Annotated in this window: 26 protein-coding genes; 4 read left to right on the top strand and 22 right to left on the bottom strand. The window is 58.2% G+C overall.

Annotated elements, in window-relative coordinates:
* Nucleotides 1-4: 4 nt before the first annotated feature.
* The 12 genes from bamB to trmJ form a co-directional block, all read right to left on the bottom strand.
* Nucleotides 5-1,177, bottom strand: coding sequence for an outer membrane protein assembly factor BamB (gene bamB / locus QPL96_RS08155; protein WP_303286888.1), 1,173 nt, complete (start codon nt 1,175-1,177; stop codon nt 5-7).
* A complete protein-coding gene (locus QPL96_RS08150; protein ID WP_303286887.1) occupies nt 1,177-1,833 on the bottom strand; it encodes a tetratricopeptide repeat protein in 657 nt (218 codons plus the stop codon). Before QPL96_RS08150 ends, bamB begins: the two co-directional genes overlap by 1 nt.
* A gap of 53 nt (nt 1,834-1,886) precedes the next feature.
* Nucleotides 1,887-3,167 (bottom strand): histidine--tRNA ligase, encoded by a 1,281-nt coding sequence (gene hisS / locus QPL96_RS08145; protein ID WP_303286886.1) that lies wholly within the window; start codon nt 3,165-3,167, stop codon nt 1,887-1,889.
* 50 nt (nt 3,168-3,217) lie between these two features.
* On the bottom strand, nt 3,218-4,336 hold the full coding sequence (gene ispG / locus QPL96_RS08140; protein WP_303286885.1) for a flavodoxin-dependent (E)-4-hydroxy-3-methylbut-2-enyl-diphosphate synthase: 1,119 nt from the start codon (nt 4,334-4,336) through the stop codon (nt 3,218-3,220).
* Nucleotides 4,337-4,371: 35 nt separating this feature from the next.
* Nucleotides 4,372-5,307, bottom strand: coding sequence for a RodZ domain-containing protein (locus tag QPL96_RS08135; RefSeq protein ID WP_303286884.1), 936 nt, complete (start codon nt 5,305-5,307; stop codon nt 4,372-4,374).
* On the bottom strand, nt 5,297-6,058 hold the full coding sequence (pilW, locus tag QPL96_RS08130) for a type IV pilus biogenesis/stability protein PilW (protein ID WP_303287043.1): 762 nt from the start codon (nt 6,056-6,058) through the stop codon (nt 5,297-5,299). Before pilW ends, QPL96_RS08135 begins: the two co-directional genes overlap by 11 nt.
* Before the next feature lie 85 nt (nt 6,059-6,143).
* A complete protein-coding gene (rlmN, locus tag QPL96_RS08125; RefSeq protein WP_303286883.1) occupies nt 6,144-7,256 on the bottom strand; it encodes a 23S rRNA (adenine(2503)-C(2))-methyltransferase RlmN in 1,113 nt (370 codons plus the stop codon).
* A 62-nt stretch (nt 7,257-7,318) separates the two neighbouring features.
* Nucleotides 7,319-7,747 carry a nucleoside-diphosphate kinase gene (ndk, locus tag QPL96_RS08120; protein ID WP_303286882.1) on the bottom strand — a complete coding sequence of 143 codons (429 nt, stop codon included), beginning with the start codon at nt 7,745-7,747 and terminating at the stop codon, nt 7,319-7,321.
* Nucleotides 7,748-7,815: 68 nt separating this feature from the next.
* Nucleotides 7,816-8,964, bottom strand: a complete 1,149-nt coding sequence (locus QPL96_RS08115; RefSeq protein WP_303286881.1) for an IscS subfamily cysteine desulfurase — start codon at nt 8,962-8,964, stop codon at nt 7,816-7,818.
* 23 nt (nt 8,965-8,987) lie between these two features.
* On the bottom strand, nt 8,988-9,485 hold the full coding sequence (iscR, locus tag QPL96_RS08110; RefSeq protein ID WP_303286880.1) for a Fe-S cluster assembly transcriptional regulator IscR: 498 nt from the start codon (nt 9,483-9,485) through the stop codon (nt 8,988-8,990).
* 77 nt (nt 9,486-9,562) lie between these two features.
* A complete protein-coding gene (cysE, locus tag QPL96_RS08105) occupies nt 9,563-10,336 on the bottom strand; it encodes a serine O-acetyltransferase (protein ID WP_303286879.1) in 774 nt (257 codons plus the stop codon).
* On the bottom strand, nt 10,329-11,192 hold the full coding sequence (gene trmJ, locus QPL96_RS08100) for a tRNA (cytosine(32)/uridine(32)-2'-O)-methyltransferase TrmJ (RefSeq protein WP_303286878.1): 864 nt from the start codon (nt 11,190-11,192) through the stop codon (nt 10,329-10,331). The genes cysE and trmJ overlap by 8 nt, the downstream gene beginning before the upstream one ends.
* A gap of 183 nt (nt 11,193-11,375) precedes the next feature.
* On the opposite strand from trmJ, the gene QPL96_RS08095 reads away from it, so the two are divergent.
* Nucleotides 11,376-12,176, top strand: a complete 801-nt coding sequence (locus tag QPL96_RS08095; protein ID WP_303286877.1) for an inositol monophosphatase family protein — start codon at nt 11,376-11,378, stop codon at nt 12,174-12,176.
* 80 nt (nt 12,177-12,256) lie between these two features.
* On the opposite strand, the gene secF is transcribed toward QPL96_RS08095, so the two are convergent.
* The 5 genes from secF to queA form a co-directional block, all read right to left on the bottom strand.
* The gene (gene secF / locus QPL96_RS08090; RefSeq protein ID WP_303286876.1) at nt 12,257-13,210 is read right to left on the bottom strand and encodes a protein translocase subunit SecF; all 954 of its coding nucleotides are present in this window, start codon (nt 13,208-13,210) and stop codon (nt 12,257-12,259) included.
* Complete coding sequence (gene secD, locus QPL96_RS08085; protein WP_303286875.1) at nt 13,203-15,077, bottom strand: protein translocase subunit SecD; 1,875 nt, start codon at nt 15,075-15,077, stop codon at nt 13,203-13,205. Before secD ends, secF begins: the two co-directional genes overlap by 8 nt.
* 96 nt (nt 15,078-15,173) lie before the next feature.
* Nucleotides 15,174-15,536 (bottom strand): preprotein translocase subunit YajC, encoded by a 363-nt coding sequence (yajC, locus tag QPL96_RS08080; RefSeq protein ID WP_303286874.1) that lies wholly within the window; start codon nt 15,534-15,536, stop codon nt 15,174-15,176.
* A gap of 29 nt (nt 15,537-15,565) precedes the next feature.
* A complete protein-coding gene (gene tgt / locus QPL96_RS08075; protein ID WP_303286873.1) occupies nt 15,566-16,687 on the bottom strand; it encodes a tRNA guanosine(34) transglycosylase Tgt in 1,122 nt (373 codons plus the stop codon).
* A gap of 14 nt (nt 16,688-16,701) precedes the next feature.
* The gene (gene queA / locus QPL96_RS08070; RefSeq protein WP_303286871.1) at nt 16,702-17,805 is read right to left on the bottom strand and encodes a tRNA preQ1(34) S-adenosylmethionine ribosyltransferase-isomerase QueA; all 1,104 of its coding nucleotides are present in this window, start codon (nt 17,803-17,805) and stop codon (nt 16,702-16,704) included.
* A gap of 488 nt (nt 17,806-18,293) precedes the next feature.
* Between queA and QPL96_RS08065 the strand changes: the two genes are divergently transcribed.
* Nucleotides 18,294-18,434, top strand: coding sequence for a cell division topological specificity factor MinE (locus QPL96_RS08065; protein ID WP_303286870.1), 141 nt, complete (start codon nt 18,294-18,296; stop codon nt 18,432-18,434).
* A 78-nt stretch (nt 18,435-18,512) separates the two neighbouring features.
* Here QPL96_RS08065 and QPL96_RS08060 read toward each other — a convergent pair whose 3' ends face one another.
* From QPL96_RS08060 to QPL96_RS08040, 5 genes are all read right to left on the bottom strand, one after another.
* Complete coding sequence (locus QPL96_RS08060; RefSeq protein WP_303286869.1) at nt 18,513-19,715, bottom strand: branched-chain amino acid ABC transporter permease; 1,203 nt, start codon at nt 19,713-19,715, stop codon at nt 18,513-18,515.
* Nucleotides 19,716-19,726: 11 nt separating this feature from the next.
* On the bottom strand, nt 19,727-20,788 hold the full coding sequence (locus QPL96_RS08055) for a branched-chain amino acid ABC transporter permease (protein WP_303286868.1): 1,062 nt from the start codon (nt 20,786-20,788) through the stop codon (nt 19,727-19,729).
* Between the two features lie 40 nt (nt 20,789-20,828).
* Complete coding sequence (locus QPL96_RS08050) at nt 20,829-21,554, bottom strand: ABC transporter ATP-binding protein (RefSeq protein WP_303286867.1); 726 nt, start codon at nt 21,552-21,554, stop codon at nt 20,829-20,831.
* A gap of 2 nt (nt 21,555-21,556) precedes the next feature.
* A complete protein-coding gene (locus QPL96_RS08045; RefSeq protein WP_303286866.1) occupies nt 21,557-22,360 on the bottom strand; it encodes an ABC transporter ATP-binding protein in 804 nt (267 codons plus the stop codon).
* Nucleotides 22,361-22,485: 125 nt separating this feature from the next.
* Entirely contained in the window at nt 22,486-23,709 is a 1,224-nt protein-coding gene (locus QPL96_RS08040; protein ID WP_303286865.1) for a substrate-binding domain-containing protein, read from the bottom strand.
* Nucleotides 23,710-24,051: 342 nt separating this feature from the next.
* Here QPL96_RS08040 and QPL96_RS08035 point away from each other — a divergent pair, with 342 nt between their 5' ends.
* Both QPL96_RS08035 and QPL96_RS08030 read left to right on the top strand, forming a co-directional pair.
* Complete coding sequence (locus tag QPL96_RS08035; protein WP_303286864.1) at nt 24,052-24,705, top strand: TetR/AcrR family transcriptional regulator; 654 nt, start codon at nt 24,052-24,054, stop codon at nt 24,703-24,705.
* Entirely contained in the window at nt 24,702-25,463 is a 762-nt protein-coding gene (locus tag QPL96_RS08030) for an enoyl-CoA hydratase/isomerase family protein (protein ID WP_303286863.1), read from the top strand. Before QPL96_RS08035 ends, QPL96_RS08030 begins: the two co-directional genes overlap by 4 nt.
* Nucleotides 25,464-25,477: the final 14 nt, after the last annotated feature.

Below are 25,477 nucleotides of genomic sequence, written 5' to 3'. Positions count from 1 at the left end.
GTGATTAATCCTGCGGCTGAACCTGGAATACGGCCATCTTTCCGCTGTTGCCGAATACCAGCAGGTTACCATTGGCCAGCCGCTGGGCCGGTACGCGGATACCCTCATCATCGAACTCAAGCTGCCCGACCAGGCTGCCATCTTCACGATCAAGGGCGTGCAGATAGCCTTGATAGTCACCGACCACCAGATAGCCTTCGTAGACCATTGGCTGGGTCAGCTGGCGCCACGCCAGACGATCCTGCATCCAGAGTTCCTTCCTGTCCGAGCCGCGAAGGGCAACCAGTTCGCCATTTGCCGATGCAAGGTATATGTCACCCCCGGCTATCATGGGCGAATACAGGCTGGACGCTTTGCGGCTCCATATTTCCTGCCCCGTGCGGATATCAACCAGCGCAAGCTTGCCCTGGTAGCCTACCACCAACACAGCCGTGTCGATCACTAATGGCTGGCCCGCTACATCAACCAGTCGCTCAAGCTCGGTACGCCCTTCCGGCTGACCGACCTCATATTGCCACAGGGGCTGGCCCGAATCCGCAGCCAGCGCCATCAGCTTGCCGCTGGCAAATGAGGCGATGACCATATCAGCACCCACCAGGGGTGCCGCGGCCGCCCTGATCGAAAGCACCGGAACCGAACCATCATACTGCCAGCGCTTTTCCCCATCCGCGGCATTGAAACCCAGTACCTGGCCACTAATCGTCTGGGCGACCACCAGTGCACCATTTGACTGGGGCGCAGAGAGCACTTCAGTCGGCAGTGACCGCCGCCAGACTTCAGAGCCATTCTCTCGGGAAAGTGCGACCAGTTCAGCATTCCGAGTGGTAAGGTAAAGATGTTTACCGTCGCCCCCAAGGCCGGAAAAAACCCGATCCTCCAATTCGGTTTCCCAGATTACGTTGCCGGATTCGGGGTCAACAGCGTAAAGCCCGCCGTCTGCCGAGGCAGCGAAAATCCGGTCACCGGCATTGAGGGGCGCAAGGTAGAGAAAATCGCCATCGTGTCCGTTCCCGACCGACAGGCGCCAAACCCTTTTAAACTCGGCGGACGCTTCAATGTCGGGCACCGGAGCGGGCTGCTCAAAGGTATCAGTGGTGCTGCAGCCGGACAGCCCGGCAAAAACCATCAACCCCAGGAGCAGCCCTCGACTCAGCAACCTGTTGCGAAAAGCCGGCATCAGGCGTCCTCCCCGACACCAAGGTCAGCCAGTTTCATTTCCAATACACCGCTACGCCCCTGCTGGCCCTGTTCGCGGGCGGCAAGATAGGCCTCCCGAGCCCCCTCGAGGTTGCCCTGCGCCAGAAGAATATCACCACGAAGTTCGGAGTAAATGGCGTCGAAAGCGTCGGCACTGCCTGCGGCATCAATTGTTGAAAGGGCTTCATCGTACTGGCCGGCGGAAAACTGGGCGCGGGCTAGACGATTCCGGACAACCAGCGCCAGAGCCTTGTTTTCGCCGGTTTTCTCCAGTGCCCATTTGAGAGAGCCCATGGCCGCCTGGGCATCCGCTGCTTCCATCAGCTGCTGGCGGGCAAGGATCAGATTGCCATATACCGCATAGACGCTCTCCGGATAGTCTTCCCGCAGTGTTTTTGCCACGAAGGCAACGGTTTCGCCGCGGGTTTCATCGGCCTGGTTGCTGAAAGCATTGAGAAGGCTGGCGAATTGGTTCGCCGCTTCGGCCCGCTGCTGCGCCTGGTAGTTTTGCCAGGCCTGCCAGCCAAAGACGATGGCCAGTGCGGCACCAATACCGAGAAGCAGGGAGCTGCCATTTCTCTTCCACCAGTCCTTGATCGCCTGGATCTGTTCTTCTTCGGTGCGCAACTCAGCCATGGGGACTCCTGTAGTCGTATTTTTTGCCGTTATATCGTGGATTTTTATCAGATTCAGCTGGCCAGGGCCTTCGCCAGTGCGGAGGCAAGTTCGTCCTGGGCAATCTCGGCCTGGGGTTCATCGGCCCGCATGGGCTTCAGCCCGGCGGTGCCGTTGGCAATCTCGTTCTCACCGAGAATCACCGTGTACTTCGCACCACTGCGATCAGCTTTTTTCATCTGGCTCTTGAAGCTGCCGCCGCCGCAATGGGAGACAATCACTCTGCCTGGCAATGCCGCTCTCAGTTTTTCAGCGAGCACCAACGCCGGCGCCAGCACCCCGTCACCCATTGCCGTAACGTAGACATCCGCCTCGTTGTTCACGTAACCGGGAACCAGATCCAGCGTTTCAAGAAGGAGAATAAGCCGCTCGAGACCCATTGCAAAGCCAACCGCAACGGTTGGCTTTCCGCCTAGCTGGTCAACCAGACCATCATACCGACCTCCGGCACACACAGTGCCCTGGGCGCCAAGGCTGTCGGTAATCCATTCGAACACCGTCTTACCGTAGTAATCGAGGCCCCGAACCAGCGCAGGATTAACGGAATAACCGACACCCGCTGCGTCCAGTAACGCTTTCAGACGCTCAAAGTGATCCCGGGATTCGTCGTCGAGGAAATCGTCCAGGCTTGGCGCACCCTCAAGGATCCTGCGGGTGGCCGGATCCTTGCTATCGAGAATACGCAGCGGGTTGGTATCCAGCCGCCGCTGGCTGTCCGCATCCAGTTCGGCCCTGAACTGACCGAGGTAGTCCACCAGCGCCGAACGATAGACCCTGCGGGATTCGGACGTGCCGATGGAATTGATTTCAAGGCGCGTGTGCCCGGCAAGACCCAGCTCTTTCCAGAGCCTGGCCGTCAGAATCAGCAACTCGGCATCAATATCCGGACCGCTCATACCAAAACATTCCACCCCAATCTGGTGGAACTGGCGATACCGGCCTTTCTGGGGTCGTTCGTGCCGGAACATGGGCCCGGTGTACCAGAGCCGCCGGGTCTGGTTAAACAGCAGGCCATGTTGTTCCGCTGCCCGCACGCAACCCGCTGTGCCCTCGGGGCGCAGGGTCAGACTGTCCCCATTGCGGTCCTCGAAGGTGTACATTTCTTTTTCGACGATGTCCGTTACTTCACCGATGGACCGCCTGAACAGGTCCGTCTGCTCAACGATAGGCATACGGATTTCCTGGTAGCCATACTGGGCCAATACGTTACGCACCGTGGATTCCACAAACTGCCATACGGGTGTCTGTTCCGGCAGGATATCGTTCATCCCGCGAATTGCCTGAATCTTTGCCAATTTAAACCCTTAACTCTGCCTGGGTGGTGTTGCCTGGAAACGCAAACGGATCAATCGTCGGAACGGGCAATAACCAACTCTTCCCGCGCCTTGCGACGAGCCACTTCTTCGCGAATCAGACGTTCCAGATCGTCGGTCAGTGTGGCGTTCTCCAACTTCTGGCTGGGCTTGCCCGCCATGTAAAACAGGTTTTTCGGGCTTCCGCCGGTCAGGCCGATGTCGGCTATCTTGGCCTCTCCGGGGCCGTTAACAATACAGCCGATAATCGCCACATCCAGTGACGTGTTTACATCCTCAAGCCGCGCCTCCAGATCGTTCATGGTCTGGATCACATCAAAGTTCTGGCGGGAACAACTGGGGCAGGCAATAAAGTTGATGCCCCGGCTACGCAGACGGAGGCTTTTGAGAATATCGAAACCAACCTTGATTTCCTGGACCGGGTCAGCCGCCAGTGACACGCGGATGGTGTCGCCGATCCCATCCATCAGCAGCATACCCAGGCCGATGGAGGATTTTACCGTTCCTGAACGGAAACCGCCGGCCTCGGTGATACCCAGGTGAAGCGGCTGCTCGATCTGGGCAGCGATTTTTCGATACGCAGCCACGGTCATGAACACTTCTGATGCTTTCAGGCTGACCTTGAAGTCCTGGAAATCGTGACGATCCAGGATATCGATGTGGCGCATGGCCGATTCAACCAGCGCGTCCGCCGTTGGCTCTCCGTATTTACGCTGCAGCGACTTCTCGAGGGAGCCGGCATTGACACCGATACGGATCGGAATATTTCCGTCCCGGGCCGCGCTGATAACTGCACTGACACGGTCATCACGGCCGATATTGCCCGGGTTGATACGCAGGCAATCCACGCCAAGCTCCGCAACTCGCAACGCGATCTTGTAATCGAAGTGGATGTCGGCCACCAATGGCAGCGATACCTGCTCACGAATCCTGCCGAACGCCTCGGCGGCGTCCATGGACGGCACCGAGACCCTGACAATATCCGCACCCGCCTCCTGCAACGCCCGGATCTGGCCAACCGTGGCCTCAACATCACAGGTGTTGGTGTTGGTCATGCTTTGCACCGCAATCGGAGCATCACCACCCACAGGAACATTGCCCACCATAATCTGGCGGGATTTGCGTCTGATAATCGGGGAATCCTGTTTCATGTCTTGCTGACCGGTATGGAAAATGTGATCAAATTTCAGATTGTCAGGGAAAACTCTGACCGGTTGTTGACGGAACGATAGTCACCCAGATCCAGCGGTTCACCCTGGAAACGGATGGATTCAACGGCATCAACGGCACCGATGACAACCCTGAGCGGTGCCTGACCGGAAACATCAATCTCGTCTCCGTTACGCAGAAGGGCATTCACCAGCCGCTTCCCGGTCGCATCGCTTACCTGGACCCAGCAGTCATCGATGAAACTGATCTGAAGCCGGACAATGTCAGTGGCCTCCGCCAGCCCGGAGCGGTTTTCCAGAGCCGGATCCGGAGTTTCTACAACCGCCGGAATCTGTTCCGTCAGAGGTCCGGGGGACGTGTCCTCAGCGACCGGATTCTCAACATTCGGTTCCTCTGAAGTGCCCAGGTTACCTGATTCCGCAAGAGCGCCTGGCAACACTGACTGCCCTGAGACGGCACCTTCTCCGGAATCCGTGACTGCCAGCACGTCTGCCGGATCGGATGCCCCTGACTGTACCCCGCCCGCTTCAGGTTCGGGCATCAGCAAAGCAAACGCCAGGTAACCGGCGATGCCCAGAATCGCCAGGAAAATAAGGGTCTTGGCGAGTTGACGTTTTCTGCGTCTGCGGCGCTCAATGTCCACCAGCGGGTTGGCCTCGTGCTCCTGCTCACGCTGTTGACGGATCGGTTCCAGCTCCTGGTCAAGATCCGCTATCACTGCGTCGGCATCCAGCCCTACCTGCTTTGCATAGGTCCTGACATACCCCTTGAGAAAGAGTTCACTGTCAATCTGGCTGTAATTCCCGGACTCGATAGCCTGGATCACCGACGGTCGCAAATGCTGCGCACCGGCCACGTCGCTGACACTTAAACCGGACGCTTCTCTTGCTTTCTGAAGCTGCCGCCCGACGGGCCCTTTCATCGCTGGCTGTGAATTCTCATCAGTTGCCATTAGAAATCAGCACCTTATATTGTTGATATTCCACTGACTCCGGAAAATTGTTCCTGAGCTGAAGCGCCAGACTCCCTTCCTGGTCACCGTTGTTGAAATAGCGGGCAATGCGGATTCCGATGAAAAGACTCTCTGCTGAATGGACGAGACGTGGGTTCCGCTGCATCATGGACGTCAGCCTTGAGTAATATCCGGCGGCGCTTTCATAGTTGCCCACCTCGACAGACACCCGGGCAAGCGCCAGGAGCGGGCGCGCATCGCCTCTCATTAACTCCACCGCCCGCCGGTAAGAAGTCGTCGCTGCTTCCCGTTCACCCAGCCTCTCCTGAGTCATGCCCAGGTTAAAAAACACCGAGCCCCGATCATCATACCCGGTATCCCTTGACGCTGCGTGAAACTGATCGCTGGCGTCGTCCATCCGCCCCTGAGCAAAGAGAAAAGCACCGTAATAGACCCGTGCGCGTGTGTACCCCGGATCCTCGGAGATGGACTTTCTGAAATTCTGTTCTGCCAGCTCGGGCTCGCCCTCGGCGTTGTATATGAGCCCCATCGCGGCCCTTGCGCTGGCGTCGTCCGCGTCAAGCTTGAGGGCCCGGTCGAGGTGGTGGCGGGCCCGCTCAAGATTGCCTTGCCCGAGGTAGGCAGTGGCGAGCTTTACATAATTATCAACCGCTTTCTGGCGATCTGCTTCCCGGGAGAACCGACTGTCCGTGGTAGTGACACAGCCTGTGACAAGCAGGGTGCACAGCATAACGGCCAACACTGAAAAACGTCGGTTTGCTGGTTTGTTTGTCACAGTCTCCCCTTCCTCGATTGGGCTGCTTCAGGTTCGGGACTCAGGGATTAGCCTGCTGAACCTGGATGTACCGCTGGCTCCGGCGTGTTCTGTCTTCAACCCTTCCCACAAGCTGTCCACATGCGGCATCGATGTCATCACCGCGGGTGGTTCTGATTGTCGCGATATAGCCGGCCTCATTGAGGATGGTCTGGAACCGACGGGTCGCGTTCATGCTCGGCCGGCGAAAATCACTCTCCGGAAACGGGTTAAATGGTATCAGATTGATCTTGCATGGCAGATCCCGTAACAACACCACAAGCTCCCGCGCGTGTTCCGGCTGATCGTTCATTCCCTCAATCACCGTGTACTCGATGGTCACCTTACGCTTGTCCGGTAACCGGGCAAAGTACCGCCTGGTGGCAGCCAGCAATTCCGCAATCGGGTACTTTTTGTTCAGCGGAACCAGCTTGTTACGCAGTTCATCATTCGGGGCGTGCAACGAAATGGCCAATGAAACATCGGTAACTTCCGACAGGCGGTCCAGCGCGGGAACAACGCCAGAGGTACTGAGGGTTACCCGACGCTTGGAAATCCCGTAGGCCAGATCTTCCATCATGAGGTTCATGGCATCGACAACGTTGTCGAAGTTGAGCAGGGGTTCCCCCATGCCCATCATCACAACGTTGGTGATCGGCCGGTCCGGGCCTGGCTCGAACGGCATGAAGGCTTTACGGGCCACCCACACCTGGCCAATGACTTCCGCCGCCGTGAGGTTACGGTTAAAACCTCGCTTGCCGGTGGAACAGAAAGTACAGTCCAGACTGCAACCGATCTGGGAAGAAACGCAAAGCGTGCCGCGCTCTCCATCCGGTATCAGAACGGTCTCAACACTGTTGCCGTTGTCCATACGCATCACCCACTTGCGGGTGCCGTCTTTGGACGTCTCGTCGTAAACTACTTCAGGCCCACGGATTTCTGCGACTTCTTTCAGCTTTTCCCGTAACGCCTTGCTCATATTGGTCATTTGATCGAAGTCATCAGCGCCACGCTGATGAATCCACTGCAAAACCTGAGTGGCACGAAAACGCTTCTCCCCCAGGGATTCAAAGAAAGCCTCGAGTTTTGCTTTCGGCATCCCCAGAAGATTGGTTTTTTCAGCGGCCGCTGTCATTTCATAACCTCGATCAGATAACCCATTCGGAGGCGAGCGGATGGCCGCCTCCGAGCAATTCATCAACCCCGCGGGCAGATTTCGTTGTCATTAAAGAAATAAGCGATTTCGCGCTCGGCAGAAGCCGCAGAATCGGAGCCGTGAACGGCATTGGCATCGATGGAAGAGGCGAAATCGGCACGGATGGTACCGGCTTCCGCTTCCTTCGGGTTGGTCGCACCCATCAGATCACGGTTCTTCAGGACGGCACCTTCGCCCTCCAGGGCCTGTACAACAACCGGACCCGAGGTCATGAAGGCAACCAGATCGTTAAAGAACGGGCGCTCTTTGTGCTCTGCGTAGAACCCTTCTGCCTGCTCCTGGGTCAGATGCATCATCTTGGCCGCAACAATGCTCAGGCCGCCTTTTTCAAAACGGCTGTAAATTTCGCCGATCACGTTTTTTGCTACCGCATCGGGCTTGATAATGGAGAGCGTGCGCTCAGTTGCCATGGTCTTTCTCCAGTTTGTTTATGATAAAAATTCTGGCCTGCGATTATACGCAGTCCGGGGCAAACTTCCTACCGCACTGCGCGGAGGCGGCTAACAACATCAACAATTTGCGAACTGGCAAAAGCGACGTCCTCTTCCGTGGTAAAGCGGCCAAAGGAAAAACGCAGTGCGCGATGGGCCTGCTCATCGTTCAGGCCAATGCCACGAAGCACGTAGGAGGGTTCTATTGTGGCCGAAGCACAGGCCGATCCGGAGGAAACGGCCAGATCCCGCAAGCCCAGCATCAGGGATTCCGCCTCTACACCGTCGAACGACAGGTTCACAATGCCAGGTACACGCCGGGACTCGCTCCCATTCAAACTGACACCCTCGAGGGACCCCAGACCCGCCAGGAATGATTGGCGCAGTGTTTCCAGCTTTCGGACTTCATCCTCAAGCCCGGACTGGGCAATCGAAAACGCCTTCCCCATTCCGACAATCTGATGAGTTGGCAGGGTTCCGGAGCGCATTCCTCGCTCATGGCCACCGCCATGGATCTGGGCCTCGATACGAACATCCGGAGAGCGCCTGACATAAAGGGCCCCCACGCCCTTGGGCCCGTATACCTTGTGCCCGGAGAGTGCCAGCAGGTCGACGGGCATCGACGCAACGTCGACCGCCATTTTGCCGGCCGCCTGGGCAGCATCGACATGAAACAGCACGCCCCGCTGCCGTAACTCGGAGCCGATAGCCGCGATGTCCGTGACAGTTCCCAGTTCGTTGTTCACCAGCATGAGGCTGACCAGCGCGGTGTTGTCCCTGAGCGCATCCACCACCTGCTGACAGTTGATGCTGCCATCCGGCGCGGGATCCAGCCAGGTCACTTCCGTGCCATGGTGCTCCAGCCACTTGCAGGTATCGAGAACCGCCTTGTGCTCGATTTTCGACGTTACAATGTGGGCATCCTGGCGGCCGGCAACAGCCCCCTTGATCGCCAGGTTATCGGATTCCGTGGCACCGGAGGTCCAGACGATTTCCCGGGGATCGGCGTGAATCAGGCTGGCAACCTGCTTTCGCGACGACTCAACCGCCGCTTCCGCTTGCCAGCCAAAGGCGTGGGAACGGGAAGCGGGATTGCCAAACACACCATCCGGCGTCAGGTACTTCAGCATTTCATCGGCGACAGAAGGATCAACGGGCGTCGTGGCCGCGTAGTCCAGATATACGGGCTTTTTCATGGTTTCCAGGAGTTTGTTGGTGGTCAGGCCGGCGCCTGGTCAGACAGGCGTTCGGTATTGATCGTTTCAGAACCGCCGTCAGACTGACGGCGGTTCTGCCGGTCCGCAACCTGGCGGATTTCATGCTTTCTCATCAGGTCTCCGAGACTGATCTCGGCGAGAAACTGATGAATCTGATCACTCAGATCAGACCAGAGATGGTGGGTCAGGCATTTCTCGCCGTTCTGGCAATCGCCCTTGTTGCCGCACCGTGTGGTATCCAGTGATTCACTGACGGCATCGACAACTTCGGCAATATAGACATCAGCCGCCGGGCGACTGAGCCGATAGCCGCCACCAGGACCACGAATACTGGTAACCAGTTTCTGGCGGCGGAGACGGGAAAAAAGCTGTTCCAGGTAGGACAGAGAGATTTCCTGGCGGGCCGAAATGTCGGCAAGACTCACCGGCCCCTGGTCTCCATGCAGAGCCAGATCAAGCATTGCCGTGACGGCATAGCGGCCTTTGGTGGTCAACTTCATAATGTCAGCCCCGTGACGGGAACGAATCTCGAAACGCAGGGACGAGTATGAATTGACCCACTAAACCAGTCAAGTATTCAGTTCTGGGTGTCACTTTCATCGCGAACGCAGTCAAAATCCTCTTCATGCAGCGGTGGCAGCTCCCCGTTCTGGTATTCACTGTTTACCTTGCGGAGGGCCTTGCACATGTTTTCGATACGGTCATCCACCGCGTGCATATGGTCGAGCAGCGACCGCATGGCCCGGGCAACGGGATCCGGCATCTCCTCGGTAACCCCGTAGGCATCGAAGCCCATGCGCTCTTCCATTTCCTTGCGGCGAACATCGTCCTCGTTGTGGCTTTTAACAATAACGCGGCCGGGAATACCAACCACCGTTGCCCCGGCAGGGACCGCCTTGGTAACCACCGAATTGGAGCCGATTTTGGCACCCTCACCCACTTCGAAGGGCCCGAGGATCTTGGCTCCGGCGCCAACCACCACACTGTTGCCAATGGTAGGATGGCGCTTACCCTTGTTCCAGCTGGTTCCTCCGAGCGTAACGCCCTGATAGAGCGTTACGTCGTCGCCTATTACGGTGGTTTCGCCAATCACCACGCCCATGCCATGGTCGATAAAAAAGCGGCGTCCGATCATTGCCCCGGGGTGAATTTCAATGCCAGTCAGCCAGCGAGCGATGGTCGAAATGGTCCGTGCCAGCCACTTAAGCCCGAGACTCCACAGCCAGTGCGAAAAGCGATGAAAAAGCAGCGCATGCAAACCGGGGTAGTTGGTAAGCACCTCAAAGGTGTTCCGGGCTGCGGGGTCCCGATGAAAAACGCTATTTATGTCTTCCCGCAAACGCTCAAACATGGCCATTGTCCTGTCCCGTCGCCGTGCTGCCGGCCTCCGCTGGTTTACTGTTGTCCCGGGTGCCCGCCGCCTTCTGTACGGCAGTGAGAATGCCCCGGAGAATATTGATCTCCATCTGATCAAGTCTGGCTCGCTGAAACAGTCGCCGCAAGCGGGTCATCAATTGCCTCGGGTTCTCGCGTCGATGAAAATCCACATCAATCAGCATCTGCTCAAGGTGCCGGAAAAACCCTTCCACATCCTCCACTCTGGCCGGCGACACGTCCCAACCCTCGTCCCCGGGCCGGGTCATCGACTTCAGGGATGGGCTCCCTGCCCCACCGTCAAGGCTGCGCAGGTAATACATTCGTAATTCATAGCACATCACCTGCACGGCCATGGCCAGATTCAGGGAGCTGTAATCCGGATTGGAGGGTATGTGGATGTGATAATGGCAGCGCTGCAACTCATCGTTGCTCAGGCCATGGCTCTCCCGGCCGAACACCAGGGCTACCGGCCCGCCTTCCGCGTGCCCGGCGGCGGCAGCGGCTGCTTCTGGCGGCGCGCAAACCGGCCAGGGCACCTTTCGGCCCCGGGCGCTTGTTCCCATCACCAGAACACAATCCGCCAGCGCCTCATCCAGCGAGGAAACCACCTGCGCATGATCGAGAACATCGGATGCACCCGCTGCACGGGCATAGGAGGCCTCGTCTGGAAAAGCGCACGGATTAACCAGCCAGAGATTACCCAATCCCATATTCTTCATGGCCCGGGCGACAGCACCAATGTTGCCCGAATGGGATGTTTCCACCAGAACAATCCGGATCTGACCCTGAAATGTCTCCGTCCCTTCCTGTGGAAGTGCGCTTTTGTGCATTATCATCAGGCCCAAGGTTGTTGATCAGGGCGGCAATGATATCAGAAACCACCGGCACCCTGCTCCTCCGGAGAACCCGTAACCTATGGTTATCCGTGCTATTGCAGAGTCAAAAAACATACAAGCGGGGTGATCTTTTGCTATCATACGCGGCCTTCACACACCCGGATAATGAACACTCAGATGCAACCAGCGATTAAAATGGCCCTGCGCGTCGCGCGTCAGGGGTCCGATTATCTGAAAGCCCATTTCGAGCGCCAGGAACCCACCGGCAAAGACGACTCAGAACGCCGTCTCCAGCTGGAGCGGGTTGAGCAGTCAATATACGACAATTTTGCCGAGCAGCTCGAAAAAGCCTACAAGGACCACAGCATCGCCGCCCTGAATGAAGCGAGTGCCGGCACCAGCGAGAAAAGCTGGCATGTTTTCCCGGTTCTGGGCCGTGAAAACTTTCTCAGGGGCATCCCTGAATTTGCCCTGGCCCTTGCCCAGAAAAAGAATAACCGTGTTGAAAACCTGCTTCTGGTGAACCCTGTCACCGGCGAGGAATACTCTGCCAGCCGGGGCCATGGCGCCGCCCTGAACAGCCGTCGCGTGCGCACGTCGGAAATCCGGCAGGCGGGACAAGCCGCCATCGCCACCAACCTGCTCGACCAGGCACGCAAGAGCGAAGACCCTCTGCTCTGGGGTGAAATGGCCGCCGTTCTTGCGCGGGATTCCGGCATGTTCCGAACTTCCGGCTGTGTGGTGCTCGATATCGCCCGTGTATCGGCCGGGCTTATGGACGCCGCAATCATTTTCCGTCCGGAAGCCGCGGAACTCGATCTTGGTGTCACACTGGCGATGGAATCCGGCGCGCTGACTGGCGATTTCTCGGGCAACCCGTCCACCGGAAACGCACGCCAACTGGTGGTAGCCAATCCAAAACTGTTCCGCGACGTCCTGAAGGTGCTTCACCCCTTCCGGGGTCGTTTACCCCGCTAAGACTTCAGAATCCTCCTGACACAAAAAACCGCCAACGTCATATTGGCGGTTTTTTGTGTCTGTTAAGGACGCAAAAGCACCTACATCCGGTTCAGCCACTCCGGCGGCTGCTCTTCCTCATCCGCATCCGCAGCACCTTCTTTCGGCGGTATGATCAGGTCTTCACGGGAAACCCCCATCACCATCAGGAGGTTCGCGGATACATAGATCGACGAGTAGGTACCAACCACCACCCCGATAATCAGGGCAAGCGCGAAGTTATTGATCGCCTCACCGCCCCAAAAGTACAGCGCAAGCAGAACCACCAGGGTAGTCCCGGAGGTATTGATTGTCCGGCTAATGGTCTGGTGAATGGACTGATTGATGACATCCCAGGGCTCACCAACCCGTATCTTCCGGAAATTTTCACGAATACGGTCAGCGACAACAATGGTGTCGTTCAGAGAATAGCCGATGATCGCCAAAAGTGCCGCCAGAACGGTAAGATCAAACGTCCACTGAAACAGTGCGAACACGCCAAGCACAATAATAACATCGTGAGCCAGTGGCAAGACCGATGCGATACCGAACTTGAACTGAAAGCGCATGCCTACATAAATCAGCACCACCGCCAGCGCGATCAGCAATCCCAGACCGCTGTCCTCTTTGAGCTGCTTGCCCACCTGAGAGCCGACGAACTCGGAACTGATCAGTTCAAGCTCAACTCCGCCAGCTTCGAGCGTACGGGTAACTGCAGGGGCAAGCTTATCGTTGCCAGCCTCAGCCATCCGTACCAGAACAAGGGTGTCCGCGCCGAAATTCTGTACGGAAAACTGTTCATAACCCGCGGCGTCCAGCCGGGAGCGTATGTCATCGAGCTGCGGCGCCTCCGCATATTCGAACTCGACCGATGTGCCGCCGGTGAAGTCCATGCCGAAATTCAGACCACGGGTAGCCAACAGGGCAACGGACACCAGGACAAGTGTGATCGAAACGACGGAAGCGATCTTCCGGAACCCCATGAAATCAAACGGTTGTTTCTGATCTTCAGACATTGGCGAGCTTTCCTCCGATCGACAGGTTCTCGACCTTGCGGCCACCATAAACCAGGTTAACGATGCCGCGGCTGACCATCAGGCCCGAGAACATCGACGTCAGGATTCCGATGCTCAGCGTTACCGCAAACCCTTTCACCGGCCCGGAGCCCATGGCAAAGAGAATCACGGCAACCAGCAAGGTGGTGATGTTGGCATCAAAAATGGAAACGAAGGCCCGGGAGTAACCGGCGTTGATCGCGGTCTGGGGCGGAGCGCCGGCCTTCAGCTCCTCTTTTATCCGCTCAAAGATAAGGACATTGGCATCCACCGCCATACCCACAGTCAGAACGATACCGGCAATACCGGGCAAGGTCAGTGTCGCGGAAAGGATCGACATGCACGCCACCAGAAGCATCAGGTTCAGTGTCAGTGCAATATTCGCGACCACACCGAATCCACGGTAGTAGGCCAGCATGTAAAGCAACACCAGCCCGAAGCCAAGGGCAACGGACATCACGCCGGCATCAATGTTCTTCTGGCCGAGGCTGGGGCCAATGGTCCTTTCCTGAACAAAGTACATCGGAGCGGCCAGGGCACCAGCACGCAACAGCAGCGCCAGTTCGGCCGCCTCCGGGATGGAATCAAGACCGGTTATCCGGAAGCTGCTGCCCAGGGCGGATTGTACGGTGGCAAGGCTGATAATGCCCTTTTCAACGACGCGGTTTTCCACTTCCCGAGGCTCACCATCGACCATGCGGGTTTCGGTTTCGGTGCGATACTCGATGAAAAGCACCGCCATCCTCCGGCCAATCGCATTGCGGGTGGCCCGGTTCATCAGATCACCCCCAACAGAGTCCATGGTGATATTGACCTGGGGCTGACCATTCTCATCAAAGGCCTGCTGGGCATTGGCTACATTATTACCAGTGGCAATCACCTCCTGCTCGAGGCGGGCGGTGCGCTGGGGCTGGTCCCGGAAACTGAACTCCTCGGTTTCGCCGCTCGACGCGTCCTGGCGGGCTTCCATACGGAACTCAAGGTTCGCCGTGGCACCGAGCACACGCTTGGCCTGGGCGGTATCCTGCACGCCGGGGAGCTCAACGATAATTCGGTCGGCACCCTGCTGTTGCACCAGGGGTTCGGCTACGCCCAACTCGTTTACCCGGTTACGGATGGTTGTAAGGTTCTGTTCCAGGGCATAATCCTGAATCGCTGTCACTTCCGCTTCCGACAGGGTCAGTACGAGAAGGAACTCATCACCTTTTCTCTGCTCGTCCAGAAGGAACTCGTTGTACTGGTCACGAACCAGATCGAAGGCTTTGGTCCGGGATGGCTCATCCCGGAAGCTGAGAACAATCTCCCGGTTATCCTGAACGTCTCCGCCGCGGTAGCGGATCCGACCTTCCCGCAATTCCCGTTTGATCTGGCCGGACATGGCTTCCAGGCGCTGGCTGACCGCCGTTTCCATGTCCACTTCCAGCAGGAAGTGGACACCGCCGCGAAGGTCGAGGCCGAGTTTCATGGGGCCGGCGCCCAGGCTCCGAAGCCACTCGGGCGTTGAGGCAGCCATGTTCAGCGCAACCAGGTATTCGTTACCCAATGCGGCCTGCACAAGAGGGCGCGCCCGCAACTGGCCATCCGAGGTTGTCAGGCGGATCAGGGCATTCCGATCCTGAAGAGTACTGCTTTTCACCTCGATGCCCTGGCTCTCAAGAACATCAACAGCCCTGTCGAGTACGCCGGCATTCACTTCGGTGCTGCTGCGCGCGCCGGTAATCTGGATGGCGTAGTCGTCGGGAAAGAGGTTGGGTAAAGCGTAGATAAACCCGATCACAAGCGTGACCAGGATAACCAGGTTCTTCCAAAGCGGATACTTGTTCAGCATGGGATCCCTTTGTAGCCGGCCAACGGGCCGGCCGTGATGTTTCAGCCAGGAGGATTCAGTCCGGCCACCAGGGATGGCCGGCTAAATGGCCCTCGCTCAGATGTCCTTGAGCGTGCCCTTGGGCAGGGCTGCGGCAACAGCGACTTTCTGGACCTTGACTTCGACATTGTCTGCAATTTCAACAACGATGAAATCGTCCGTTACCTTGGTGATCTTGCCGGCAACACCGCCGGAGGTCACAACTTCGTCACCCTTGTTCAGACCAGACATCAACGCCTTGTGCTCTTTTGCACGCTTGGACTGCGGACGCCAGATCAGGAAGTAGAAAATCAGGATGAAACCACCAAAAAAGATTACCTGACCCATAACGCCCATCCCCGGCGCACCCGGGTCCTGAGCCATGGCCAGCGCGGGCATCAGAGCCATCAGGCCGGCAACGAGCATTTTAATTGATTTCATTGAATATCTCCGTTGGTTAAGCGAATAGATCAAACATTGCCCAATGGTGGAACTGTCTCTCGACGCTGGGCATAGAAGTCGGTTACAAAGTCCGACAATGTACCTGCTTCAATAGCCCCACGCAATCCGGCCATCAGGTTCTGGTAGAATCGCAGGTTATGAATCGTGTTCAACTGAGCGCCCAGAATTTCTCCACATTTATCCAGATGATGCAGATAACTTCTCGAAAAGTTCTGACACGTATAACAGTCACAACGCTCATCGAGCGGCACAGTGTCATGACGGTGCCTGGCATTGCGGATCTTGACGATGCCGGTGGAGGTGAAAAGATAGCCATTTCTGGCATTCCGAGTCGGCATTACGCAGTCAAACATATCCACACCGCGCCGCACTGCCTCAACAATATCTTCCGGGCGGCCGACACCCATCAGGTACCGGGGTTTGTTTTCCGGCATCCTCGGCGACAGGTGATCCAGAATGCGGACCATATCCTCCTTAGGCTCGCCGACCGAGAGACCACCAATGGCATAGCCGTCGAAACCGATATCCGTCAGGCCATCCAGGGAGCGGGCCCGCAGGTTCTCGTACATGCCGCCCTGAACAATACCGAACAGTGCCGCCGGATTGCCTTCATGGGCATCCTTGCTGCGCTGTGCCCAACGCAGGGATAACTCCATGGAATCTTTGGCCTGGCGCTCTGTCGCAGGGTAAGGGGTACACTCATCAAAAATCATGACGATGTCCGAGCCCAGATCCCGCTGAACCTGAATAGCGATCTCCGGCGACAGCTCCACCGGCGAACCGTCCACCGGCGAGCGGAAGGTAACACCCGCTTCCGTAATCTTGCGCATATCACCCAGGCTGAATACCTGGAAGCCACCGGAATCAGTCAGAATCGGCCCCTGCCATTGGGTGAAATCATGAAGGTCGCCATGGGCCCTGACCACTTCCGTGCCCGGCCGAAGCATCAGGTGAAAGGTGTTGCCCAGAATGATTTCCGCACCGATTTCATGGATATCCCTGGGCAGCATACCCTTGACGGTGCCGTAGGTGCCAACGGGCATGAACGCGGGGGTTTCAACGGTACCCCGGGGAAACGTCAGCCGGCCACGACGAGCACACCCGTCCTCACCCAATTTTTCGAACGACATGAAACAGGTCTGTGTCACAAGGCCTCCCCGGCGGTATCGTTGCCGGTTTCATCGGATTCTGAGGCAGATCCCAGCAACATGCCCCGGCTGGGTTCCTGCCCGGCAATAAACATGGCGTCACCGTAACTGAAAAAGCGGTATCGGTCCTTCACCGCCTCTCGGTAGGCCGCCATCACATTGTCATAGCCGGCAAAGGCACTGACCAGCATGATCAGCGTGGATTCCGGCAAATGGAAGTTGGTTACCAGGGCATCGACCGTCTGGAAACGATACCCCGGGTATATAAAGATGTCGGTCTCACCGGTGAAGGTCCTGAGACGGCCGCCACGGCTCGCGGATTCAAGGGAGCGTACCGAGGTGGTGCCCACGGCAACCACACGCCCCCCCCTGGCCCGGGTTCGCTCTACAGCATCAACCGCTTCCCGGGGAACATGCACAACCTCGCTGTGCATTTCATGGTCTTCTATCTTGTCTACCCGCACCGGCTGGAAGGTGCCTGCCCCAACGTGTAGCGTGACAAACGTACTTTCTATGCCGCGGGCGGCCAGTTTTGCCAGCAGTGCCTCGTCGAAATGCAGGCCTGCGGTGGGCGCAGCCACAGCACCGGCTTCCCGGGCATAGACCGTCTGATACCGGTCCCGGTCAGTGGATTCGTCTGAGCGATCAATATAGGGCGGCAACGGCATGTGACCAATGCGCTCAAGCACATCCAGCATGGGTTCTTCAGATTCACACACCAGATGAAACAGTGCCTCGTCCCGGCCGGACATCCGTAAAGATGTACCATCTTCAAGGATGACTTTCTGCCCCTCTTTCAGCGCCTTTGAAGCCCGGACATGGGCAATAATTTCATGCGCTGCGGTTATCCGCTCAACCAGCACCTCTACCTGCCCGCCCGTTTCCTTTTTGCCAAACAGGCGCGCAGGAATCACCCGGGTGTTGTTGAACACCAGCAGGTCGCCGGGCTGAAGCAGTTCGGGAAGGTCGCTGAAGACCCGGTGGTCGAGCTCGCCGGAAAGGCCATCCAGACAGAGCAAGCGGGACGCACTGCGTTCTTTGAGCGGATAGCGGGCGATCAGTTCGTCCGGCAGGTCAAAATGAAAATCGGAGACATTCATGGAATGGACTGTTAACGATGCCGAAGGAAAAAAGATGGTGAGCGGGCGACTCTTACCGCAGTTAAAAATCATGCACTTAGGAAACCAATGACTTCAGATATACAAGACGGTATACACGGTTATTCTTGCTGAAAATTTAACCAGGAGCTTTGCATGTGTCTCATCCCCACGAGTGCTGTCATACCCTCGGGCATCATAGTACCACAATTCTTTTCCTGATTACGCATAAGACTCAGCCATCTTCAGCAGCCTGTAAGTCCTCGGTGGTGTCCTGGCCTGCCAGGGGCAATGGCCTGTTGGGCGTAGGAAGAGGGCGGCTGGCACCGCGATTCCGTGCCGTACTGCTTAAGACACGCCGGTAATGACAGGCCGGGCTGGAACTGGATGGGGCTGCGCGCCATGAGGTTACCTCCTCTACTGGCCATAACACCAGTATAGGCCAAGCCGGCGAAATGGCGTCTGATTAACATGAGTAATCAGGTAAGTTGATGACATTGACCCGTGGGGGCCCCGACTACCCGCCGCAACTACAGGAAGAACTGCTGAGGGTGGTGCAGAAGTACGTGGAGGTGGACCGGGGCTCCGGTTGCGAAATTCCGGAATTGAACATCACTCTACCCGATGAGTAAGCCCGGTTAGGCCAAAGGCCGTCATCGAATACAAGTCGCTGGTGATCGCCGCGACGCCTTGTTCAAGGCGCATGACTACTACGGCTGTCTTAGCTCTCGACCGGCCGCCGACGACGCATGGCCCACCTTCTGTTCGCGGCGCCGCACCGCCCACAGGCGCAACTGACCGACAATCCCGGAGGGGAAGAAATACACGCTCAGAACAAACAACAGACCGAACCACAACAGCCAGCGGTCCGGGCCCGCCAGCTCGGCGAACAGGCTACCCGGTTCCGCTTTTTGCACCAATAAGCCAAGGAAATCCTGCAGAAAATTCTGTGCCAGCAGGAACACCGCGGTGCCGACCACGGCCCCATACAGCGTGCCCATGCCACCGATCACGCACATCAGCAGGATGAACACCATCAACTCGAAGTTAAGGGTGTTCTCCGGATTCACATAACGGTTGATCAACGCGAACAGCACCCCCGCCACGGTGGCCAGTACCGCCGACACAACCACCGCCGCGGTACGGTAAAACACGGTGCGATAACCCAGCGCCTGGGCGCGGAATTCGTTCTCACGAATCGCCTGCAGCACCCGGCCGAACGGCGAGTTAACCACGCGCAACAGGAACAGAAACACCAGCACCGACGTCACAAAAGCGATGTAGTGCATCAAATGGCGGCCATTCACCCGCACCTCAAACATGGCGTCCTGAAACGCCTGGCCGATACTGTCCTGGGTGAACACGCCGGCGATAAAGTCGATCACGCTGAAGCCGGGCACCTTGGAATCGAGCGGCCGGAACGCCGGGCCCAGTTCACGTGGACCACGTACCGCCAAACCGTCTTCACCACCGGTGAGAGTATAAAGCTGCGTTACCAGACTGAGGAACGCGAACGCCACCGCCAGGGTCACCAAAGCGAAGAAGATCGCTTTGACGCGCAGTGATAGAAGACCCAGCAGCAACGACAGCAATACGCTGGCAAACACGGCGCCGCCGATACCGATAAACACGGCGCCGAAACTGGAACCGAACGCGTCCGTGGACATTGCCACGCCATAGGCGCCGATGCCGAAGAACATGGTATGCGCGAACGACACGATGTGCGTGTAACCGAGCATCAGATCGTAGGACGCCACCACGATAATAAACACGCTGATCATGCCCAGCATCGAAAACGCGCGCACACCGGGGAACAGAAAGGGCCCCAGGGCCAGACAAAGACCGATCACTACCAACAGCACGGAAAGCGTGCGGCTGCGCGGATAGTCGCCGGAAAGAATACGATTTAACATGGCGCGCCTCCTCAGACTTTGATGACCGGAATCAGGCCCTGCGGACGCCACATCAGCACGCCCACCATCAGCCCCACCGTGGCCACGGCGGCCAGCCGGGGTTCCAGATAGCCCACATAAAGATTGATCAGACCCACCAACACGGCGCCGTAGAAGCAGCCCTTGATGGAGCCCAAACCCCCGAGGATGATCACCACGATCACCGAGATCAGCAGTTCATCGCCCATGTGGGCGGTGATAATTTCCCGGTACATGGCCCACATCGCGCCGCCAAGGCCGGCCAATGCGGAACCGGCCACGAACACGCCGAGAAACAGCAGGCGGATGTGATAGCCCTGCACTTCCACCATCTCGCGGCTTTCCACCCCGGCGCGGATCAGAATACCGACCCGGGTGCGCTCGATGACCCAGGTCATCAGGCCGTAGATCGCCAGACCCAGCACCACCGCGATCAGTCGATATTTTTCCAGCGCCACACCGCCGATTACCGGCAGGGATTCAGGCAGCAGGAAAGCACCGGTAAGCGCTTCCGGACGCGGCACCGGAATTTCGTTGGGGCCCCACACCACTTGGATCAGCTCCATAATAATGATCGAGCCGCCCACGGTGACCAGAATCTGCTTGAGGTGGTCGCCGTACACCGGCTTGATCACCAGCCGTTCGAACAGCAGCCCGATCAGCCCCGCCACCACCAGCGCAAAGCCCAGTGCCGGCAAAATCGCGATCATATTGACCCACAGCGAAGTTTCATTGACGTGGCTGCTCAGCCATACCAACACGCTGGCGCCGGCAAAGGCACCCAAAGAAATAAAGGCCCCGTGGGCCAGATTGAGGACATTCATCAATCCAAAGGTGAGCGTCATGCCCGAGGCCATCAAAAACACCATGGCACCCATCGCCAGGCCGCTGATAGTCAGCAGCACCCAGGTGCGCGGGTCCATCATTAATAGCGCCACCGCCATCATCACCAGCAGCAGAAAAATATGCGGCTTGTCTTGCCTGAACGCGGCGAAGCGCGCCATAGCGCCTTGGGGCCACCTCTGTTGACCAACAATTTTGTCGTGCGCCGACATGGTCCTGTTCTCCTGTTTTTCTTTATGGGTACTCGTCGGTTTATTGGTGCTCGCCGAGCCCCAGACCCAGCAATTCGTGCTGCAGATCATCGTTATCGGCGAGTTCGGTCATCTGGCCGGACCAGACCACCCCGCCGTCGTTCATCACCGTCGCGGACTGACCCAGACGGCGGGAGAAATTGAAGTTCTGCTCCACCAGCAACACGGTGACTTGTTGTTGTTTGAGTTGTTCGAAAGCCCTGGCCAGGTCGTCAATAATCGCCGGTGCCAGGCCCTTGGTGGGTTCGTCCACCAACAGCAACTCGCGCGGTTCGATAATCGCGCGGGCGATGGCCAGCATCTGCTTCTGACCACCGGACAGATTGCCCGCCGGTCGGTCCCAGAATTTCTTCAGTGGCGGGAAAAGATCGAAAATCCAATCCAGCCGGGCCTCATCCATGGGACCGCTCACCGCGGCCAGCACCATGTTTTCACGCACCGTCAGCAAACTGAAAATGCCCATATTCTCTGGTACAAACGCGATACCTTTGCGGGCGATACGCGGGGTCGGCTGGCCGGTGATATCGTCACCCCGGAAACGCACCTTGCCCTCGGTGACCGTGGTCAGGCCCATGATGGTGCGCAGGGTGGTGCTCTTGCCGGCGCCGTTGCGGCCCAGCAGCACCGTCAGTTCGCCGGCGGGCACTTCCAGGTCCACACCGTGCAGAATGTGGTACTGGTCGATATCGGCGCGCACACCGGACAAAGAAAGAATGGAATCAGCCATGGTCAGCCCTCCTCGCCCGCGGTCTCTTCCCGGGGCGCGCCCAGATAAGCTTCCTGAACGATGGGTGAGGCAATCACCTCCGACGGTTCACCGTCGGCCACCAGTTCACCGTTGTGCAGCACCACGATGCGGTCCGACAAAGAGCGCACCACATCCATCTTGTGCTCGACCAGCAAAATCACTTTGTTCTGCGTGTTCTTGATGTCGGCAATCAGATCGAGGATCACCGGGACTTCGTCGACGCTCATACCTGCGGTGGGTTCATCAAACATGAACACTTCCGGTTCCAACGCCAGCATCAGGGCCACTTCCAGTTTGCGCTGATCGCCGTGAGGCAAATTGGCCACCGGCGTATCGGCACGCTTGCCCAGATTGACCTGTTCCAGATAGGCGGCGGCCCGATCACTGATATCCCGGCGACGGGACGCCATCTGCCAGAACACATGGCCAATGCGATAACGGGATGCCACCGCCAGGCGCACGTTTTCCAACGCGCTCAAGTCGGGAAACAGGCTGGTGAGCTGGAACGCCCGACCCAGGCCCTTGTCGACCCGGGCCGCGGCGCCCAACGCGGTAATATCCTGATCGAACAGATGCACACTGCCGGCACTGGCGGCGAGCTGTCCGGAAATAAGATTGAACCAGGTGGTCTTCCCCGCTCCATTGGGGCCAACGATGGAGGTCAGAGTGCCGGCATGAAACGCACAGGAAACCTTGTTAACGGCGACGTGCCCACCGAAGTTAATGGTCAGATCGCGGGTTTCCAGCACCGGCTGGGCGGAGGGTTGCGATTGCAAGGAGGCCATAGGAGGTCCCTGTTATGGAATATATTCTTGGAATTATGCGATGTTGAACATTAGGTCGGATTAGACGTAGGTCGGGTCAGGCCGAAGGCCGTAACCCGACCTACGGGGTGCATCCGCTCGCGGTCTTAGTGCTTGTTGCGAATCGGGATGTCCATTTCGTCCAGACCGATTTTGCGGATCAGTTCCGGAACGCCAGCTTTCACGGTCCGGTCGGCGAACCAGTCATCACGCTCTTCGACCTTGATGCGGAAGTGGTACATCTCCTGCAGGGCCTGGTGATCCTCTTCACGCAGCACCATTTTGCCCTTCGGAGTTTCGAACACCAGGTTCTCCAAGGCGTCGATCAGGTCTTCCGAATCGGTGGAACCGTCCGCTTCACGGATGGCTGCGGTGATCGCCATAGCTTGGGCAAAACCCTGGGCAGTAAAGAAGTCTGGAGCGGCGTCAAAACGCTCCATGTGTTTCTCCACGAACCAGTCGTTGATTTCATTATCCGGAGATTCGAAATAGTAGAAACCGGCGCCCTGCATGCCCGGTAATTCGGAATAGCTCACCAGCGCCGCCAGGATGTTGCCGCCGGCGGCCAGCTTGATGCCGAAACGATCCGGCTGAAGGTCCTGGATACGGCTGAGCGGGTTCGCGCTGCCGGCCCAGATGGCGAAGATGTACTTGCCTTGCTCGCATTCGTCACGGTCCTTGAGGGCCCCGAACAAACGCTGGGCAGCGGCGGTGAAGTCGGTGGCGTCGGTGGGAAGATACTCTTCATGCACCACTTGCCCACCCTGGGTTTCCATGGCTTCTTTGTAGGCGGCCACACCGTCGCGGCCGAACGCGTAATCCTGAGCGATGGTGGCCACGCAGACGCCCGGCCCGCCCAGCGCCACGGCGTTGGATACGGCGTCCTGGGAAGAGTTACGGCCAACCCGGAACACATAACGGTTCCAGCTCTCGCCGGTAATCGCATCGGCCACACCCTCGGGCATAATAATACGTTCGTACTGCTCGGCGATCGGCAATGTCGCCAGGGCCACCCCGGAAGACACCGGCCCCACTACGATGTGGGCATCGTCCTCGGCGTAGGCTTCTTCCACCAGCGAACGGGCGCGCGCCGGATCCAACTGAGTGTCTTTATCGATGATTTCGACCTTGCGACCTTCAATTTCCATACTGCCTTCGGTGGCGTACTCGAAGCCCATTTCCATGCCCACGCTGAGCTGCTCCGCGTAGGCGGACAACGGGCCGGTGAAACCGGTGACATGGGCGATGCGGATGGAATCGGCCGCTTGCGCCAGAGGCGCGGCGGTCAGGGTGGTGACCGTGAAGGCCGTCGCGGTGATGAGACGCTTCATAGGAATCTCTCCCTTATTTTCCGGCCCGATGGCCGTGATTTATTGTGGTTATTGGCCTGCCCCAGGCGAGCGGCTTACATTCAAAATATGACAACTGATTCATCTTTCCGCAAGAGGGATTCGGAAAAATCCCACAAACGTGAAATTTTCTGCTCGGCCAACCTCGAGCACTTGCAAATGCGGCAATAGCAAGCCTACAGAGCAAAAAAAACCAGCCTACCATCGCTGCTTCAGGTCCGGGGCCGACCCGCTTCCGGTTGACATGGAGGAAGACCAAACCTAACATAGTTGAATACTGATTCATCTGTCAAACAACAAAACCACGAACTCAAGAAGCCCGCCATGACCACTGTCCCCCAGACCAATGACGCCAATACCCACCCTGTCAGCTGCGGTCCCGGCGCCCCTAAAACCGCCCGGGGCGCCCGCACTCGCGCCCGGATATTGAAAGCCGCCGAACACACTTTCGGCACGCTCGGTTATCACCGCGCCGGTATTTCCGACATCACCCGCGCCGCCGGCGTGGCCCAGGGCACCTTCTACACCTACTTCGGCGGAAAGGAAGAAATTCTCCGCGAACTGGTCCTTGATATGGGGCATCAAGTGCGCGCCCATCTGGCCGCCGAAATTCTCGGCGCCGGCGACCGTCTGGAAGCGGAAGAGCGAGGGCTGCGGGCGTTTCTCCAGTATCTGTTCGAGAACCCGTCGCTGTATCGGGTCCTGCAGGAAGCGCAATTCGTGGATGAAACCATCTACCGGGATTACTACGAAGCGTTCGGAAGGGGCTATGTGCGCATGCTCGCCAACGCCACCCGCAAGGGCGAGATCCGGCCCGGCAACAATGAAGTACGCGTGTGGGCGCTGATGGGCATGTCCAACTTCCTCGGGCTGCGCTATGCCCTGTGGGAACAGGACGTACCCTTCGACGAGATCGTCGACACCCTTTCCGACCTGTTCCGCAACGGCCTGACTCTGGACGGCAAGGAGAAATCATGACCACGGCAGTGCAATATCAACGGGAAGGTGATTTGGCGCGCATCACTCTTAACCGGCCACACCGGCACAACGCGCTGGTGCCGGAGTTGCTGGACGGCCTTCGCGCAGCGGTGGCGCACTGCCTACGGGACCAGCCCGCGGCACTGATATTGGACGCCGAAGGGCGCTCCTTCTCCACCGGCGGCGACGTGGGCGGCTTCTATGACACACCGCGTGCCGAACGCCATGACTACGCCGCCAGAGTGGTGGGCACGCTCAACGCGGTGATTCTCGATCTGCTCAGCCTGCCGCTGCCCACAGTGGTCGCCGTGCACGGCATGGTCACCGGCGGCTCCGCAGGTCTGGTGCTAGCCTGCGATATCGCCGTTGCCGGCCCCAAAGCCAGTTTCGCGCCCTGGTATACCGCTGTCGGCTACAGCCCGGACGGCGGCTGGACCGCCTTGATGCCGGAGCGCATCGGCCGCGCCCGGGCACTGGACATTCAACTGACCAACCGTCGCGTCGACGCCGAGGAAGCGCACCGACTGGGCCTGGTCCAGTACCTCACCGAAGAGGGCCACCTGGCCGACCGCACCCGCACCGTGGCCGAGGCGCTGCGCGCTGCCAAACCGGGCAGCGTTCGCCACACCCTGGCGCTGACCCGCCCAGACCTGGATATCGTGGCCGCCGGCCTGGACGCGGAATACCGGCATTTTCTCGAACAAATCGTCAGCAACGAAGCGGACCAGGGCATGGCCACCTTCCTCAACAAACTGTAGCAGAGGGCTGGGCG

It is taken from the genome of Marinobacter sp. SS8-8, from assembly GCF_030540945.1.
Classification (GTDB): domain Bacteria; phylum Pseudomonadota; class Gammaproteobacteria; order Pseudomonadales; family Oleiphilaceae; genus Marinobacter.
This window is presented reverse-complemented; position numbering and strand designations above follow the sequence as displayed.

What these genes read in the sequence shown, in the direction of transcription:
- bamB (WP_303286888.1), bottom strand. Translation starts at nt 1,177, where the DNA reads ATGCCGGCTTTTCGCAACAGGTTGCTGAGTCGAGGGCTGCTCCTGGGG.
- QPL96_RS08150 (WP_303286887.1), bottom strand. Translation starts at nt 1,833, where the DNA reads ATGGCTGAGTTGCGCACCGAAGAAGAACAGATCCAGGCGATCAAGGAC.
- ispG (WP_303286885.1), bottom strand. Translation starts at nt 4,336, where the DNA reads ATGAAACAGGATTCCCCGATTATCAGACGCAAATCCCGCCAGATTATG.
- QPL96_RS08135 (WP_303286884.1), bottom strand. Translation starts at nt 5,307, where the DNA reads ATGGCAACTGATGAGAATTCACAGCCAGCGATGAAAGGGCCCGTCGGG.
- pilW (WP_303287043.1), bottom strand. Translation starts at nt 6,058, where the DNA reads ATGCTGTGCACCCTGCTTGTCACAGGCTGTGTCACTACCACGGACAGT.
- rlmN (WP_303286883.1), bottom strand. Translation starts at nt 7,256, where the DNA reads ATGACAGCGGCCGCTGAAAAAACCAATCTTCTGGGGATGCCGAAAGCA.
- ndk (WP_303286882.1), bottom strand. Translation starts at nt 7,747, where the DNA reads ATGGCAACTGAGCGCACGCTCTCCATTATCAAGCCCGATGCGGTAGCA.
- QPL96_RS08115 (WP_303286881.1), bottom strand. Translation starts at nt 8,964, where the DNA reads ATGAAAAAGCCCGTATATCTGGACTACGCGGCCACGACGCCCGTTGAT.
- iscR (WP_303286880.1), bottom strand. Translation starts at nt 9,485, where the DNA reads ATGAAGTTGACCACCAAAGGCCGCTATGCCGTCACGGCAATGCTTGAT.
- cysE (WP_303286879.1), bottom strand. Translation starts at nt 10,336, where the DNA reads ATGTTTGAGCGTTTGCGGGAAGACATAAATAGCGTTTTTCATCGGGAC.
- trmJ (WP_303286878.1), bottom strand. Translation starts at nt 11,192, where the DNA reads ATGCACAAAAGCGCACTTCCACAGGAAGGGACGGAGACATTTCAGGGT.
- QPL96_RS08095 (WP_303286877.1), top strand. Translation starts at nt 11,376, where the DNA reads ATGCAACCAGCGATTAAAATGGCCCTGCGCGTCGCGCGTCAGGGGTCC.
- secF (WP_303286876.1), bottom strand. Translation starts at nt 13,210, where the DNA reads ATGTCTGAAGATCAGAAACAACCGTTTGATTTCATGGGGTTCCGGAAG.
- secD (WP_303286875.1), bottom strand. Translation starts at nt 15,077, where the DNA reads ATGCTGAACAAGTATCCGCTTTGGAAGAACCTGGTTATCCTGGTCACG.
- yajC (WP_303286874.1), bottom strand. Translation starts at nt 15,536, where the DNA reads ATGAAATCAATTAAAATGCTCGTTGCCGGCCTGATGGCTCTGATGCCC.
- tgt (WP_303286873.1), bottom strand. Translation starts at nt 16,687, where the DNA reads ATGTCGTTCGAAAAATTGGGTGAGGACGGGTGTGCTCGTCGTGGCCGG.
- queA (WP_303286871.1), bottom strand. Translation starts at nt 17,805, where the DNA reads ATGAATGTCTCCGATTTTCATTTTGACCTGCCGGACGAACTGATCGCC.
- QPL96_RS08065 (WP_303286870.1), top strand. Translation starts at nt 18,294, where the DNA reads ATGACATTGACCCGTGGGGGCCCCGACTACCCGCCGCAACTACAGGAA.
- QPL96_RS08060 (WP_303286869.1), bottom strand. Translation starts at nt 19,715, where the DNA reads ATGTTAAATCGTATTCTTTCCGGCGACTATCCGCGCAGCCGCACGCTT.
- QPL96_RS08055 (WP_303286868.1), bottom strand. Translation starts at nt 20,788, where the DNA reads ATGTCGGCGCACGACAAAATTGTTGGTCAACAGAGGTGGCCCCAAGGC.
- QPL96_RS08050 (WP_303286867.1), bottom strand. Translation starts at nt 21,554, where the DNA reads ATGGCTGATTCCATTCTTTCTTTGTCCGGTGTGCGCGCCGATATCGAC.
- QPL96_RS08045 (WP_303286866.1), bottom strand. Translation starts at nt 22,360, where the DNA reads ATGGCCTCCTTGCAATCGCAACCCTCCGCCCAGCCGGTGCTGGAAACC.
- QPL96_RS08040 (WP_303286865.1), bottom strand. Translation starts at nt 23,709, where the DNA reads ATGAAGCGTCTCATCACCGCGACGGCCTTCACGGTCACCACCCTGACC.
- QPL96_RS08035 (WP_303286864.1), top strand. Translation starts at nt 24,052, where the DNA reads ATGACCACTGTCCCCCAGACCAATGACGCCAATACCCACCCTGTCAGC.
- QPL96_RS08030 (WP_303286863.1), top strand. Translation starts at nt 24,702, where the DNA reads ATGACCACGGCAGTGCAATATCAACGGGAAGGTGATTTGGCGCGCATC.